At 59.0% G+C, this 15,543-nt stretch carries 13 protein-coding genes; 5 read left to right on the top strand and 8 right to left on the bottom strand.

Going from position 1 to position 15,543, the window contains the following annotated elements; genetic code table 11:
• The first annotated feature begins 49 nt into the window (after window positions 1-49).
• The 4 genes from KZZ06_RS03760 (at window position 50) to KZZ06_RS03745 (ending at window position 6,977) form a co-directional block, all read left to right on the top strand.
• A complete protein-coding gene (locus KZZ06_RS03760) occupies window positions 50-1,036 on the top strand; it encodes a D-glycerate dehydrogenase (protein ID WP_219578718.1) in 987 nt (328 codons plus the stop codon).
• A gap of 27 nt (window positions 1,037-1,063) precedes the next feature.
• Window positions 1,064-2,842 carry a gamma-glutamyltransferase gene (gene ggt, locus KZZ06_RS03755; protein WP_219578717.1) on the top strand — a complete coding sequence of 593 codons (1,779 nt, stop codon included), beginning with the start codon at window positions 1,064-1,066 and terminating at the stop codon, window positions 2,840-2,842.
• A gap of 15 nt (window positions 2,843-2,857) precedes the next feature.
• The gene (locus KZZ06_RS03750; protein ID WP_219578716.1) at window positions 2,858-4,261 is read left to right on the top strand and encodes an FAD-binding oxidoreductase; all 1,404 of its coding nucleotides are present in this window, start codon (window positions 2,858-2,860) and stop codon (window positions 4,259-4,261) included.
• Window positions 4,262-4,481: 220 nt separating this feature from the next.
• Window positions 4,482-6,977 carry an FAD-dependent oxidoreductase gene (locus tag KZZ06_RS03745; RefSeq protein WP_219578715.1) on the top strand — a complete coding sequence of 832 codons (2,496 nt, stop codon included), beginning with the start codon at window positions 4,482-4,484 and terminating at the stop codon, window positions 6,975-6,977.
• 19 nt (window positions 6,978-6,996) lie between these two features.
• On the opposite strand, the gene KZZ06_RS03740 is transcribed toward KZZ06_RS03745, so the two are convergent.
• The 5 genes from KZZ06_RS03740 to KZZ06_RS03720 are packed head-to-tail and all read right to left on the bottom strand — an operon-like array spanning window position 6,997 to window position 11,104.
• A complete protein-coding gene (locus KZZ06_RS03740) occupies window positions 6,997-7,779 on the bottom strand; it encodes a GH25 family lysozyme (protein WP_219579268.1) in 783 nt (260 codons plus the stop codon).
• A 2-nt stretch (window positions 7,780-7,781) separates the two neighbouring features.
• Window positions 7,782-8,432, bottom strand: coding sequence for a DUF938 domain-containing protein (locus tag KZZ06_RS03735; RefSeq protein ID WP_219578714.1), 651 nt, complete (start codon window positions 8,430-8,432; stop codon window positions 7,782-7,784).
• Complete coding sequence (locus tag KZZ06_RS03730) at window positions 8,429-9,508, bottom strand: FAD-binding oxidoreductase (protein WP_219578713.1); 1,080 nt, start codon at window positions 9,506-9,508, stop codon at window positions 8,429-8,431. The genes KZZ06_RS03735 and KZZ06_RS03730 overlap by 4 nt, the downstream gene beginning before the upstream one ends.
• Entirely contained in the window at window positions 9,505-10,443 is a 939-nt protein-coding gene (locus KZZ06_RS03725) for an aldo/keto reductase (RefSeq protein ID WP_219578712.1), read from the bottom strand. The genes KZZ06_RS03730 and KZZ06_RS03725 overlap by 4 nt, the downstream gene beginning before the upstream one ends.
• A gap of 43 nt (window positions 10,444-10,486) precedes the next feature.
• The gene (locus KZZ06_RS03720) at window positions 10,487-11,104 is read right to left on the bottom strand and encodes a glutathione S-transferase family protein (RefSeq protein ID WP_219578711.1); all 618 of its coding nucleotides are present in this window, start codon (window positions 11,102-11,104) and stop codon (window positions 10,487-10,489) included.
• A 158-nt stretch (window positions 11,105-11,262) separates the two neighbouring features.
• Between KZZ06_RS03720 and KZZ06_RS03715 the strand changes: the two genes are divergently transcribed.
• Complete coding sequence (locus KZZ06_RS03715) at window positions 11,263-12,312, top strand: YeeE/YedE family protein (RefSeq protein ID WP_219578710.1); 1,050 nt, start codon at window positions 11,263-11,265, stop codon at window positions 12,310-12,312.
• Window positions 12,313-12,384: 72 nt separating this feature from the next.
• On the opposite strand, the gene KZZ06_RS03710 is transcribed toward KZZ06_RS03715, so the two are convergent.
• From KZZ06_RS03710 to KZZ06_RS03700, 3 genes are read right to left on the bottom strand one after another with little or no spacing between them, the layout of a single operon-like run.
• Complete coding sequence (locus KZZ06_RS03710) at window positions 12,385-13,458, bottom strand: BMP family ABC transporter substrate-binding protein (RefSeq protein ID WP_219578709.1); 1,074 nt, start codon at window positions 13,456-13,458, stop codon at window positions 12,385-12,387.
• Window positions 13,459-13,514: 56 nt separating this feature from the next.
• Window positions 13,515-14,435, bottom strand: coding sequence for an ABC transporter permease (locus tag KZZ06_RS03705; RefSeq protein WP_219578708.1), 921 nt, complete (start codon window positions 14,433-14,435; stop codon window positions 13,515-13,517).
• Window positions 14,435-15,517 carry an ABC transporter permease gene (locus KZZ06_RS03700; RefSeq protein WP_219578707.1) on the bottom strand — a complete coding sequence of 361 codons (1,083 nt, stop codon included), beginning with the start codon at window positions 15,515-15,517 and terminating at the stop codon, window positions 14,435-14,437. Before KZZ06_RS03700 ends, KZZ06_RS03705 begins: the two co-directional genes overlap by 1 nt.
• Between the last annotated feature and the right edge of the window lie 26 nt (window positions 15,518-15,543).

The raw sequence follows: 15,543 nt of genomic DNA, 5'->3' as shown, positions 1-15,543 counted from the left end.
GACACCATGCCACCAAGCAAAGCGCAAAGCCAGATTTGGGAGGCTCAAAATGTCAAAGCAACCGCTAAGTGTTGTAGTCACGCGACGGTTGCCGGAGGTCGTTGAAAAGCGATTGTCGGAACTTTTCAAGGTGACCTTGCGCGAAGATGATACGCCAATGACCCGCGCCGAACTGGGTGAGGCCATGAAAACAGCCGATATTCTGGTGCCAACGGTCACGGATGAAATCGACGCGGCCCTGCTGGGGCAGGCGGGTGACCAGTTGAAACTGATCGCGAATTACGGTGCGGGTGTTGACCATATCGATGTGACGACAGCCCGCCAGCGCGGGATTCTGGTGTCCAACACGCCGGGTGTTCTGACCGATGACACCGCCGACATGACCATGGCGCTTATTCTGGCCGTGACACGCCGCATGTCCGAAGGCATGGCGCAGATGCAATCGGGCGACTGGAAAGGCTGGGCCCCCACGGCATTGCTGGGCGGTCGGGTCAGCGGGCGCCGTTTGGGTATTCTTGGCATGGGCCGGATCGGTCAGGCCGTGGCACGCCGTGCGGCCGCCTTTGGCATGCAGGTGCATTACCACAACCGCCGCCGCTTGCGCCCCGAGGTCGAGGAAGCACTGGGGGCCACCTATTGGGAAAGCCTAGACCAGATGGTTGCGCGGATGGACGTGCTTAGCATCAACTGCCCGCATACGCCCAGCACCTTTCATTTGATGAACGCGCGTCGTCTGAAATTGATGAAGCCTGATGCCGTGATCGTGAACACCTCGCGGGGTGAAGTAATCGATGAAAACGCCCTGACGCGGATGCTGCGCGCTGGCGAATTGCAAGGTGCCGGTCTGGATGTCTATGAGCACGGCACCGACATCAACCCGCGTCTGCGTGAGCTGGATAACGTTGTCTTGCTGCCCCACATGGGGTCCGCCACGTTGGAAGGCCGGATCGAGATGGGCGAGAAAGTTATCATCAACATCAAAACATTCGAAGACGGCCACCGCCCACCGGATCAGGTCGTGCCCTCAATGCTATAACCCCCCTTTAACAGACGGAGTTTCCCCATGCGTATGATCCTGACAGCTTTTGCAGTGTGTTTGGCCGGTGGGGCGCTTGCCCAGCAGGCCGCGGATAGCGTCGCACCAGAGGCGGCAGGCGGCGGGGCGTTCGAGGCTATATCGTCTGATGTGACCGCATCCTTTGCTGCCAAAGACGCGGGCAAGCCGGTGATGGCCGAAAACTGGATGGTTGCGGCAGCCAATCCCCATGCGGTTAAGGCGGGCGCGGATGTGCTGGCTGCGGGTGGCACAGCGGCGGATGCATTGGTGGCGGTTCAGACGGTACTGGGGCTGGTTGAACCGCAAAGTTCGGGCCTTGGCGGCGGCGCGTTTCTGGTCTGGTACGATGCGGCGAGCGGTGAACTTACCACATTGGATGGCCGCGAAACGGCCCCCTTGGCCGCGACACCGCAATTATTTCAAAACGACGAAGGTGAACCGCTAAAATTCTTTGATGCTGTCGTTGGTGGCCGATCCGTCGGCACCCCCGGCACGCCCGCATTGCTTGAGGCTGCCCATGAACGGTGGGGCACGCAGCAATGGGTCGACCTGCTGGCCCCTGCGACGGCGCTGGCGGAAAAGGGTTTCACCGTATCGCCGCGCCTTGCCGGTCTTGTGGCAAGCGACGCTGAACGGCTTGCAAGCTCTGCCACCGCTGCGGCGTATTTCCTGCCCGGCGGACAGCCGATTACGGCGGGGATGACATTGAAAAACCCTGAATATGCACGGACGCTTGCGATATTGGCGGATCAGGGCACAGATGCCTTTTACACAGGCGACATTGCCGCAGATATTGTCGCCACCGTCCAAGGGGCTGCGGGCAATCCCGGTGTTTTATCGCCGGTTGATCTGTCGATCTATCAGGTTCGTGAACGCGCCGCAGTGTGCGCCGTCTACCGCGCACATGATGTCTGCGGCATGGGGCCGCCATCCTCGGGCGCTTTGGCTGTCGGGCAGATATTGGGCCTGCTTGAAGGGTACGATCTAAGTGCGGGGCCAAAAGACCCGAATGTATTGCGCCTGATCGGTGACGCATCGCGGTTAGCCTTTGCGGATCGTGGCCGCTATGTCGCCGATAGCGATTATGTGCCTGTTCCAGTGCAAGGCATGCTGGACCCCAGCTATCTGGCAGAGCGTGCCAAACTGTTGGCTGGCGATGATGCGCTGCCCGAGGTGGCCCCCGGCACGCCCGCCTTTGACCACGCCCTGAACTGGGCCGATGATATGGCGATCGAACTGCCATCGACCTCGCATATCTCTATCGTGGATGGCATGGGCAATGTTGCCAGCATGACCACCACGATTGAAAACGGGTTCGGTAGCCGCCTGATGGTGCGCGGTTTCCTGTTGAACAATGAGCTGACGGATTTCTCTTTTCGCAGTCACACGGACGGCGTGCCGATTGCCAACCGGGTCGAACCGGGCAAACGGCCCCGGTCGTCAATGGCCCCAACGATTGTGATGAAGGACGGCGCGCCTGTGTTGGCGGTGGGCAGCCCGGGGGGCAGCCGCATTATCGGCTATGTGGCGGGGGCCATCATCGCGCATATCGATTGGGGGCTTGATGTGCAGCAAGTCGCAAATTTGCCCCATGCAGTGAACCGGTTCGGCACCTATGATCTGGAGGAGGGCACGGATATGGCGGTTTCGGTCGACGCCCTAGAAAACCTCGGCTACAAAACATCGACGCGGGCGCTGACATCGGGCCTGCACATGATCGCCATCGGTGACGGTCTAAGCGGCGGTGCCGATCCGCGCCGCGAAGGCATTGCCCTTGGTCAATAACCAAGGGACTTATACATGGTACAGCCGACAGATCTGCCACGAAACGAAACCGGTATTTCCACCGTTCTGGGCATTCTAAAACAGCAATTTGCTGAGCAGTGTCAAACTGGGGACGCGATCCGCGAGCAGCACGGGCACACCACGACTTGGATCAGAAATCAGGCACCGGATGCCGTGATCTTCGCCCGGTCCACCCAAGACGTTTCGGATGTGATAAAGGTTTGCGCAGCACATAAGGTGCCGGTCATTGCCTTTGGCACCGGTACCTCGCTTGAGGGGCATGTAAATGCGCCCGCCGGGGGGATTTCGATTGATTTGTCGCAGATGGACCGCGTGCTGGAAGTCAACGCAGGTGATCTGGATTGCCGCGTGCAACCGGGCGTGACACGCGAAGCGCTGAATACTCATTTGCGCGATCAGGGGCTGTTTTTCCCCATTGATCCCGGTGCCAACGCATCGCTTGGCGGTATGACGGCGACGCGGGCGTCAGGCACCAATGCCGTGCGCTACGGCACGATGAAAGATAACGTGATCGCAGTCGAAGCCGTTATGGCGGATGGCTCGGTCATCCGCACCGGCGGGCGGGCGCGTAAATCATCTGCGGGCTATGATTTGACCCGACTGATGGTGGGCTCCGAAGGGACGCTGGGGATTATCACGGAAATCACCTTGAAATTACAGGGCATCCCCGAGGCAATCAATTCAGCCCGCTGTTCGTTTCCAACGGTTGAGGCTGCTTGTGAAACCGTGATGAGCGTTATTCAGTTCGGGCTGCCGGTGGCACGGATCGAGTTGCTGGATGCGATGGTGGTAAAGGCGGTGAATGGCTATTCAAAACTGTCGTTGCCCGAAACACCGATGTTGCTGCTAGAGTTTCACGGATCAGATGCGGGCGTGGCCGAGCAAGCCGAAACATTTAGCGCGCTGGCCGAGGAAAACGGCGGGTCGGATTATCAGGCAACCAGCACAGTTGAGGAACGCAACAAGCTATGGCAGGCACGCCACGATGCATACTGGGCAATGCTGGCGCTGCGCCCCGGGTGCAAGGCTGTTGCGACGGATGTTTGTGTGCCGATCTCGCGCTTGGCAGATGCCGTGGGTGCCGCGAATGCCAAGGCCGATGAGCTGGGGTTGATTGCGCCGATTGTTGGCCACGCAGGCGATGGCAATTTCCACGCGTCGCTGTTGTTGGACATGGACGACGCGGAAGAGGTTGCCCGGGCCGAAGAGTATATCAGCTGGTTGAGCAGTTTGGCGATCTCGATGGAGGGAACCTGCACGGGTGAGCATGGTATCGGGCAGGGCAAACGCCCCTATCTCGTTTCAGAGCTTGGCGCTGCGGTGGACGTTATGGGCACGCTCAAGCGCGCGCTGGACCCCGACAACATCATGAACCCCGGTAAAATCCTGCCAAGCTGATCCAAAGGACGCGCTAACGCGCGACATGATGTTTGCCCCTGCGTCCCGCAGGGGCGTTTGGTGCCTCCGGCGGGGATTTATTTCCATTTGGAATGGGTTTGCGGCCGTGGTTTTTTAGGCCGCGTCGCATTTGAGCTGTCATGGGTCGGCTGGGCTGTGCGTTTTACGCTGGGGCTGTTAAATATCGGCGCAACCCTTAGTCCGGCGGAGCATTGGATACATGAAAACTCAAGTCAAAGCATTGGTTGTTGGCGGCGGTGCTGTTGGCACGTCGATCGCGTATCATCTGGCCCGCGCAGGCTGGGACGATGTCATGTTGCTGGAGCGCGACGAGCTGACCAGCGGGTCGACGTGGCATGCGGCGGGCCTGCTGCCCTATTTCAACATGTCTTATGCGACCACGCATATCCATGACTATTCGATCAAGTTTTATAAAACGCTTGAGGACGAGACCGGGTTGAACGCGGGCTTTGCCGTCGTGGGCAATTTGCGCATGGCGCAGACCGATGAGCGTATGGACGAGTATATGCTCTATGCGGCGACGGCCGAGACATGCGGCGTGCCCTATGAGTGGCTGACGCCCGATCAGATCAAGGCGAAATGGCCGTTGATCCGCACCGAGGATTTGAAGGGCGCGATCTATCACCAGACGGATGGCTATATTAACCCCGCGGATGTGACCATGGCGATGGCCAAGGGCGCGCGCCAGCGGGGCGTTGTGATTGAACGTAAATGGCAGGCGGATGCGTTTCACTGGAATGGTGAGGCGTGGGAAGTCACTGTGACCAAGATGGTCGAGCGCGGCGGCAACCTTGTGCCATCGGACGAGCAGATCGTGATTACCGCCGAGCATGTTGTGACCGCATCTGGCAACCACGCACAGCGCACCGCCAAGATGTTGGGCATCAAGATGCCAGCCATTCCGGTCGAGCATCAGTTTATCGTCATGGATCAGGACCCCGAGTTGGTGGAATTCCGCAAGGGCGAGGGCAATGTCGAACACCCCGTTATTCGTGATGCCGATGCGCAGTCTTATGTGCGCGAGGAACGCGGTGGTTGGATCTTGGGCGTATATGAGAAAAACGCGCCAGCGCGGTTTGAATATGGTGTGCCGGATAGTTTCCGTGCGGATCTGTTCCAGCTGGATCTGGACCGGATCGAAGACCAGTATATGGCGATGAACCACCGTATCCCGTCGGCTGAAAGCTGCGGGTTGAAGGATGATTTCAACGGCCCGATTTGTTATACCCCTGATGGCAACCCGCTGGTTGGACCGGCGCCGGGCCTGCGCAATATGTGGCTGGCCGAGGGGTTCTCGTTCGGGATCACGGCGGCGGGCGGTACGGGGTATTATCTGGCACAGCTGATGGTCGAGGGCGAGGCCGAGATCGACATGGCATCGCTGGACCCCAAACGCTATGGCGACTGGATGACCACGGAATATGCCGCGCGCAAGAACGAAGAAGCGTATGAGCATGTCTATATCCTGCACCACCCTGACGAAGAACGCCCTGCGTGCCGTCCGTTGCGCACATCGCCCGCCTATGACCGTCAGGCGGCACGGGGCGCGCAGTTTGGCCATGTGAACGGCTGGGAACGCCCTAACTATTTTGCACCGATGGGGTTCAACGACCATGACAGCCGGTCGTTCCGGCGCGGTGGTTGGTGGCAACATGCGGTCGAAGAGGCCAAGGCCATTCGCGAAGGCGTCGGCCTGATTGATGCAACGGCATTTACCAAGCATCTGGTCAAAGGGCCGGGCGCGACGGAATTCCTGAACTGGTTTACCTGTAACAAACTGCCATCAGTGGGCCGCATCAACCTGACCTATGCGCTGACCAGCCACGGGACAACGCGCACGGAATATACCATCGTGCGCTTGGCCGAGCATGAATACTACCTTGTGTCGGCTGGGGCATGGACGGCCTATGATAGCGATTACCTGCGCAAGGCGATTGCAGATAAGGCACCTGAATTCGGCTATATCGAATGCCATGACGTGACCACGCAATGGGGCGTTTTCGCCATCGCCGGGCCGAAATCGCGCGATGTGTTGAAAGAGATCGTTAAAGACGCCGATCCGGAAACCGTGCTGTCCAACAAGCGGTTCCCGTGGCTGACCATGCGCAATATTGAACTGGGCATGGTGCCGGTGCGCGCCATTCGCGTGGCCTATACCGGTGAGCTGGGTTGGGAATTGCACCACCCGATCGAGATGCAGAACCACCTGTTTGATCTGCTGGAAAAGGCGGGCGAAAAGCACGGCATGAAGCTGGTCGGCGCACGGGCGCAAAACTGGCTGCGCCAGGAGAAATCCTATCGGGCGTTCGGCACTGAGCTGGGCCGCGATGCGACACCGCTTGAGGCTGATCTGCCGCGTTTTGTTGATCTGTCCAAGGAGTTCTACGGCAAGGATGCGATGCAGGAACATGGCATCCGCGCGCAATGCGTGACGCTGTTGATCGACGGGCCGGATGACGCTGATCCATGGGGCCGCGAGGTCTTGTATCATGGTGATACGCGCGTGGGGCGCTTGACCTCGGGCGGGTATTCCGTGGCGTTCGGGAAATCCATCGGCATGGGCTATGTCAAACCGGAACAGGCGGCCGTTGGGACCAAGCTGAAGGTCAAAATGTTCGACCAGCTTTGGGATGCCGAAGTGGTCGAGGACAGCCCCTATGATCCGAAAAACGCCACCATTCGGATGGATGGTTAACCGATCACCACAGAGGTGATTAACGGATCTGCCGGCGGGCTAGCCAATTTTCCCAGCTCGCCGGGGTGCCTGCATATACGTTGATATCCAGATCGCCCAAGGCACCGGGCACGCGGCCCGTGCTTGTGTATTGCCAGAATGTCCAACGCTCGCTTGGGTATTTCTCGGACGGGTGGGCGGCGGTTGAACGTAGCCAGAATTCTGTCCCACCCAAGCGGCCCATCTGGTTCTTTTGATAGAAATCAGGGGTGGTATAGACAATCGGCTGTTGGCCGTAATGGGCCTTGAGAATGCGCAAGAAAATTTGCGCATTCCGGCGCACAATATGGGGCGGCGGGCGCAGGGTGCAGGTGGGTGAAAACGGGTTCCATTCCATGTCCAGCACAGGTGGCAACATACCGGGGGTTTTCGGGACGTTCTGGATGAACCATCGCGCCTGCGCTTGGGGCGTGGTGCAGAAATAATAGAAATGATAGGCTCCGCGCGCGACGCCTGATCGCCCCGCACCCTGCCAGTGATCCGCGAACATGGGATCCAGCAGATCGCCGCCTTCAGTTGCTTTGATAAAGGCAAAGTTTACGCCATTTACGCGCGCCTGACCCCAGTTCAGCGGGCTTTGGAAGCGCGCGACATCAATACCGTGTACTGCATAGCTTTGCGGGGGCTGCCGGACCCAGTCATGTGGTTTGCGGTCACTAAAGTTTGCAGATGTCACCGTGCCCAGCGGCACTGAAATTTGCGGTGCGGCACAGGCCGCGAGGCCAAGGGCAGCGAGAACAACAAGGATGCGCAGCGGTGACATGTTCATGGCTTTCTCGCGATAAAGGCCAGGTTATTAGCCGGCATATCGACCTGATCAATCGGGCTGAACCCCGCGGCCTCAAGCCAAACAATGACATCGGTCGTGTCCTTGTATCCTATATTGGGGTCTGCGTCGCGCAATTCGCGATCAAACCTCGCGTCCCCGTCCGAGGTCAGCTGCCCCGCGCGCCGAAACGGACCGTAGAAGATGAAGCAGCCGCCGGGGGCCGTGGCAAGCGCGACCTCGCTGATCAGGCGCTGCGCTGCATCTGCTGGAATGAGGTGAAGAAGGTTCGAGAGAAAGATCAGGTTTTGCGGCGCAAACTGCGCGTGCCAGCCAGCTTGGGTCGCATCAAGCGCAATGGCGGGGGCGATATTCTCGGCATGCGACTGCGCGGCATAGGCGTCGATGCTGGCACGGCGGGCGGCGTCGGGCTCGGTCGGTTGCCAGTGAAGGCCGGGCAAAGCAGTTGCAAAGGCGCTGATATGCTGGCCGGTTCCGCTTGCTATTTCCAAGGCGGCCCCGTGTTGCGGGGCATGGCTGCGCAGCAATTCGACCAACGCTGCCCGGTTTCGATCCGCAGCAGGCGCATGCAGTTTCGCATCGCCAGTGGGCAGGGCAACGCTGGCGCTGGGCGGCAGCTGCGTGGTCATAGCCGCAACCTGTCAGGGCGCAAAGCATCGACCGTTTCGACCGGCAGGGACGACAGGCGGCCAAAGGTCAAATCAGCCACCAATTGTGCGGCGGCGGGGCTGGTTTGAAAGCCATAGCCGCCTTGACCCGCGCACCAGATAAAATCGGGCTGATCAGGATCAGGGCCCAGCACAAGGGTTCGATCCGGGGCAAAGCTGCGCAAGCCGGCCCATGTCGATATCGGTTTTGTCAGGGGCACCGCGACCATGTTCTGGTACCTCTCCAGCCCCTCGGCCAGTACCATATCATCGGCCCACGCGTCATGCGGTTCAACGGGGTCTTCGTCGGCAGGTGAAATGATCAGCGCGCCCGCATCTGGTTTCGCATACCATGTTTCGTGGACGCCAAAGAACATCGGCCAGCGCGCGGGATCATGCCCACCGGGGGCGGCGATCCGTGCCATCGACCGCCGGCGCGGAACGATACCAACCGGCTGAATGCCCGCCATCACCGCAATCTGGTCGACCCATGCGCCCGCCGCGTTGACGATCTTGTCGGCGTGCAATGGGTCGCCACCCGCTGTAACCGTCCAGCCCTGCGGCGCGCGGGTGATACCGGTGACAGGATGGCCGGTCAGAATTGTGCCACCATTGCTGCGCAGGGTTTTGGCGAAATCCTGCATCAACCGGTCCGTGTCGATGTCATGGGCATCGGCGTGGTAACCCGCAAAAGCCACCCGTTCCGGAACAAGCACCGGGACCATATTTAGGGCCTCGGACGGGGTAATCCGCTCCAGGCCCATTGCCTTCAAATCGTCGTTTAGGGCCGCTTCCTCGTGGGTATCAGCGATGATCATCAAGCCGCGCTGCGTAAGATACCCGCCATTCGCGTTCTCAAGATGGTCGATGCTGGCACGGTTCAGGGCCTGTACAGACGGCGCGCCATAGTTCTTTTCAATCAATGCGGCCGAACGCCCCGAGGCATGATAGCCAAGCGCCTTTTCCGCCTCGATCAATGTCACCTCGGCATCAGCCGACAGCCGTGCTGCTGCCGAAATGCCTGCAATGCCGCCGCCAATGACGATGATCTTTGTCATGTTTGTTCTTCAATCCGGTCCGTGGCAGGGGGTGGGGTCTGTGAAAGGGCTGCGATTTTGGCATAGACATCGGCAGGCATGTCATAGGTCATCGCCGCAAGTGACGGTGCCAATTGTTCCGCCGACCGGGCCGAAATGATCGGCGATGGCCCCGTGGGATGCGCCGCAACCCATGCAACGGCCAATGTCGCGGGATGCATGCCCATGTCTGCGGCCAGATCGGACAGCCCCACCGCCGTTTGATGCATCACATCGGGCGCATAGCGCGCGGCATAACGGTCGTCTTGGGTCAAACGGCCTGCTTCGCCCTTGGCGTATTTGCCGGTCAGCAAACCGCCACCAAGCGGGGAGTACGGCGCAACAAGAATGCCCAGATCATCGGCCATTGGCAGAATTTCGACCTCGGCCTGACGTTTCACCAGATTATACATCGGTTGGATCACGGCGATATCCAGATCGAATTTCGCGGCGATACCAGCGGCCTTGACGACCTGCCACGCGGCAAAGTTCGACAGACCAATTTTGCGGATATGGCCCGCTGTTTTCAGCTGGGCCATGGTTTGAAAGGTCTCGTGCATGTCGGTGTCGGGGTCAAAGCGATGCAGGTACAGCACATCAAGCGTGTCCAGCTTCATCCGGCTGCGCGACATCTCGCAGGACTGCAGCAGATTGGCCCGGCCCGCCCCGCCATCATAGGCGGCTTTGGTTGCGATGATCAGGTCATCGCGGCGATCCCCTAGAAAGCTGCCCAGCAGCGTTTCCGAGGCCCCGTCCGTATAGACATGGGCGGTGTCGAAATGGGTGATACCCGCATCAAGGCAGGCATCGAACATGGCGCGCGAGGCATCGGCATCTGCGCGCCCGCCAAATTGCATAGTGCCAAAGGCAAGGCGGCTGGCGGGGGTGCCGTTGGGGCTGGTCAGGGTATGTTTCATTCCCAAACCGTGCCACGGCACGCCCGCCTTCGCAACGTCGATCTTAGTCGTCGATAGCACCCTTTTCGGTGGCCCGCTGATAGGCCGGGCGATTGTGGATCATGTCGACGAAACCGGCCAGTGCCGGATAGCGCGCTGCACCATCACCGCCGCGCATCGCGATCTCTGCCGGAAAGCTAAGCATGATATCCGCCGCTGACAGGCTGTCTTGGACGAAATGGCCGGACGGGCGCACAAGGCTGTTCATATAGCTAAAGTGGTTGTGCAATTCGTCCTTGATCCGGGGGTGCAACGGCGCACCTGCTTCGCCCAACCGGCTGACATAAAGGTTCAACAAAATTGGCGTCATCGCGGACCCTTCGGCGAAATGCATCATCTCGAGGTGCTGCAAATATGCGGGGGTGTCGTGGTTCGGGATCATTTCGGGGGCAAAACGCGCACATAGCGTTTCGGTAATTGCCGCGCTTTCGGCGACCAACACATCATCGATCTCCAGCATCGGCGATTTGCCCAAGGGGTGCACCAATTTCAGCTCGGGCGGGGCCAGGTTTGTGACAGCGTCACGCTTGTAAGGGATGATCGTATAGGGCTGTTCGATTTCCTCGAGCAGCCACAAAATACGGTGAGAGCGGGACCGATTAAGGTGATGGATTTTTATCATACCTCAGACGATAGCGTTTTGCCGCGCAATGGGTAGTGCAATGATGCGCAGCTTGCCCCGAGATCACCATGGGGTGGGACGTTTTGCGGCCAACCATGACACAGATCAATGTCAGCGATGCATCTATCACCGATACATGCGGAAAATAGGATGTGTTTATGGATGTGACATCAGTCTTGGAAACAGTGGGCGAACCGGGGATCGCGGCCTTGGCGGGCGTGGTAACCGGCATCATCTTTGGCCTGTCAGCCGAGCAAAGCCGGTTCTGTCTGCGCGCCGCCGCGGTCGAAGTCGCGCGTGCAACTTTGGGGCCGCGCATGGCGGTATGGCTTTTGACCTTTTCCACCGGGTTGCTGTGGACGCAGGTGATGAATGTCACCGGTGTGATTGATCTGGGAACCAGCCGATGGCTTGCGTCGCCCGGCACGATTTCGGGGGCTGTCGTCGGTGGCGTGATCTTTGGCGTTGGGATGATCCTTGCGCGGGGCTGTCCGGGGCGGTTGCTGGTTCTGGGGGCAACCGGAAATTTGCGTGCCATCCTGTCCGGCCTCGTCTTTGCAGTCGTTGCGCAGATGAGCCTGGAAGGCGCATTGTCCCCCCTGCGCGAATGGATATCCGGTGGATGGATCACCCATGGGCCGAACCCGAATATCCTATGGGCATTACACCTGCCCACCGGCAGCGGCATTGCGATAGGCATCGGTTTTGCAGCTTTGGCGCTTAGCATCGCATTCCAAAATCGGGTGTCTTGGGTGACGCTGCTGTTTGGCTGCGGGGTCGGGTTCTCGGTCGCGGTGGGTTGGTATCTGACCTATACGTTATCGCAGATCAGCTTTGATCCGGTTCCCGTCGGCAGCCTGACGTTTTCGGGGCCATCGGCGGACACGTTGATGTATCTGTTGTCGGCCAATTCCGTGCTTGAATTCGATGTTGGCCTTATTCCCGGCGTGGCCGTTGGCGCGTTTGTGTCGGCACTGATGGCGGGGCGCTTGATCTGGCAGGGCTGGGACAGCGCACGGTCCATGCAGCGTTATCTGGCAGGGGCTGCGATGATGGGGTTTGGCGCGATGACCGCTGGCGGCTGCACCATCGGGGCAGGGGTGACAGGCGGGTCCACCTTTGCGCTGACCGCTTGGGTGGCTTTGGTGTCGATGTGGCTGGCAGGGATGGCGGCGGACAGATTGATCGACCGGACACCCCGCCGATAGCGACGCAAAACAGTTCTACATAAAAAAGGCCCCGCGCAAGCAGGGCCTTTCAAACTTTAACGACGGATCCGATTAGTTCGGGATGTCGCCTGTGATGCCTTCAACGTAGAAGTTCATGCCAGCAAGCGTGCCGTCATCAGCTGTTTCGCCATCGGCCAGGAAATCAGACCCATCCTGCTTTTTCAGCGGGCCGGTGAACGGGTGGTAAGACCCGTCTGCAATGGATGCTTTCAACGCCAGTGCTTCGGCTTTCACATCCGCAGGCACCGCATCTGTGATGTCACCGATGCCAACCATGCCAGCGCCGATACCGTCCCATGTGTCTGTCGACGTCCATGTACCATCCATCACGGCTTTGGTGCGCGCGACATAGTAAGGTGCCCAATCGTCAATGATCGAAGACACGCGCGGCATGGGCGCGTATTGTGCCATGTCGGATGCCTGACCGAATGTGATCACGTTGCCTGCTTCTTGGGCGGCTGCCTGTGGCGCGGTGGAATCTGTGTGCTGCAGCACAACGTCAGCACCTTGTTCGATCAGAACCTTCGCCGCGTCTGCTTCTTTTGCCGGATCGAACCATGTGTAAGCCCAAACGATTTTGAATTCGACGTCGGGGTTAACCTTTTTGGCATGGATGTAGGCAGAGTTGATGCCGCGGATAACTTCGGGGATCGGGAAGGACCCGATGTAGCCGATGATGTTCGACTTGGTCATCTTGCCCGCAATGTGGCCCTGAATGGCACGGCCTTCGTAGAAACGTGCGGAATATGTGGAAACGTTATCGGCGCGCTTGTAACCGGTTGCGTGCTCGAATTTCACGTTCGGGAATTTGGCCGCAACGTTGATCGTCGGGTCCATATAGCCAAAGGATGTGGTGAAAATCAGGTCGGCACCGTCAAGCGCCATCTGCGTCATCACGCGTTCGGAATCGGGGCCCTCGGCCACGTTTTCAACAAACACTGTTTCGACCTTGTCACCGAATTCGGCTTCAACGGCCAAACGGCCTTGGTTGTGTTCGTATGTCCAGCCGCCGTCGCCCACCGGGCCCACGAAGACAAAGCCGACTTTGGTCTTGTCGTCGGCATAAGCGCCGCCCGCAAGACCGATCGCCAGCGCAGCGCTGGCGAGGAGTGTTGATAGTTTCATAACATATTCCCCTGAGTATTCTGCCCTTTTACAGGGCATTTTGATGTGTGACCCCGTTAGGACGAGGCATGGAAAGTGCGGCCAAGCGATGCCGGAGCACTGCTTTTATCCGCGGAAAGAACCACCAGCACAAGGATGGTGATGATATAGGGCGACATTGCCAGATACTCGACCGGAATGGCAACGCCTGCACCTTGCAGATTTAGCTGCAACTGCGTGATTCCGCCAAATAAATAGGCACCCAGCAACAGGCGCCATGGTTTCCAACTGGCAAATACGACCAAGGCCAGCGCGATCCAGCCCACCCCGGCGGTCATTCCTTCGGTCCATTGGGGCACGCGGATCAGGCTGATATAGGCCCCGCCCAATCCCGCGCAGGCCCCGCCAAACATGATCGCCAAGGTTCTGATGCGCACGACCTTATAACCAAGCGCATGCGCGGCATCGTGGCTTTCGCCGACCGCCCGCAGGATCAGACCGGCGCGGGTGAATTTCAACATCGCCCAAATGGCGACGACCAAGGCGAAACCCAGATACAGAATAATATCATGCGAGAACAAAACCGGCCCCAGAACCGGGATGTCATGCAGCGGGCCAAAGTTAACTTCTGCCAGGCGCGGCGGTTTGATCCCGACATAGCTTTGGCCTAGCAACGCGGAAAACCCTAGCCCGAACAGCGTCAGTGCCAGCCCCGATGCCACCTGATTGGCTAATGTGATCTGGGTCAGAAAAGCAAACAACAGGCTAAGAAGCGCGCCACCCACGGCCGCGGCGGCAAACCCCAGCAGGGGCGATCCGGTTTCCACAGCCGTGGCAAAACCGCAAATGGCCCCCATGATCATCATGCCTTCGACGCCCAGATTAAGGACACCTGATTTCTCAACGACCAGTTCCCCCAAAGCGGCGAAAATCAGCGGGGTCGCGGCGACCAGAAAACCTGCAACGAACAGGACGGGATTGATAGCTGACAGATCCATTACGCGACCTCCGCCCGGCCCATACGCAGCCGGTAATTGGTGAAAAGATCAAAGGCGAGCAGGAAAAACAACAGCATCCCCTGAAACACCTGAATGGCAGCGGCTGGCAGCCCCAGCTGGCTTTGCGCAATGTCGCCGCCGATATAGGTCAACGCCATCAACCCGCCCGCCAGCAAAATGCCAAACGGGTGCAACCGACCCAAAAACGCAACGATGATCGCGGTGAACCCATAGCCCACGTTGAAATCAATGGTGACCTGACCGGCGGGGCCTGCGACCTCGAACATACCGGCAAGGCCGGCAAGCAAACCGGACATGCCCATGCAAAACAGCACCAACCGCGTCGGGTTTACGCCCGAAAACTTGGCCGCGCGCGGGGCTTCTCCGGTGACCCGAATGGCAAAGCCAAGCCGGTGCCGCGCCAGTAACACATAGGCAAAAATCACCGCGATCAACGCCGCGACAACACCCCAATGCATGCCCGACCCCGCGATCAGCTCCGCATTATGGGCCGATCCGTATTGCTGTAGATTGCGACTGCCGGGAAACCCGAACCCTTCGGGGTTCTTCAACAGCCCAAGCGCCATAGACGCGAGAAATTGTTCAGCCACATAGACCAGCATCAAAGACACCAAAATCTCGTTGGTGCCGAACTTGACCTTCAGGATCGCGGGGATCATGGCCCAGATCCAGCCGCCCAATGCACCCGCCAAAATCATAAACGGAAAAATAAGAACGCTTTCGGTCGGGTAGAATGCCAACCCGGCCGCCGCGCCGAAAATGGCCCCCATGATATACTGACCTTCTGCGCCAATATTCCAGATGCCCGCCTTGAAGCCCAAGGACAAGCCGATGGCAATCAACACCAATGGTGCCCCTTTGATCAACAACTGGGGCCGGTAGTAAAACGCAAAATCACCAAACAGCGGCTGCCAGAAAATCGTTGTGATCGACGCCAACGGGTCTTTGCCCAACGCGGCGAACAATAGCCCGCCAAAAAACATCGTCGCCAGAACCGCCAAAACGGGCGCTGCCCATGAAAACGCCTGACTTGCCTGCGGCCGCTTTTCCAATCTGATCACTGGGCTGCCCCTTCTCTGGCTTTGAA

Origin of the sequence: Sulfitobacter sp. CW3, from assembly GCF_019392245.1 — a bacterium.
Lineage (GTDB): Bacteria > Pseudomonadota > Alphaproteobacteria > Rhodobacterales > Rhodobacteraceae > Sulfitobacter.
The sequence above is the reverse complement of the archived record's forward strand: the minus strand, read 5'-3'. Positions and strand labels throughout refer to the sequence as shown.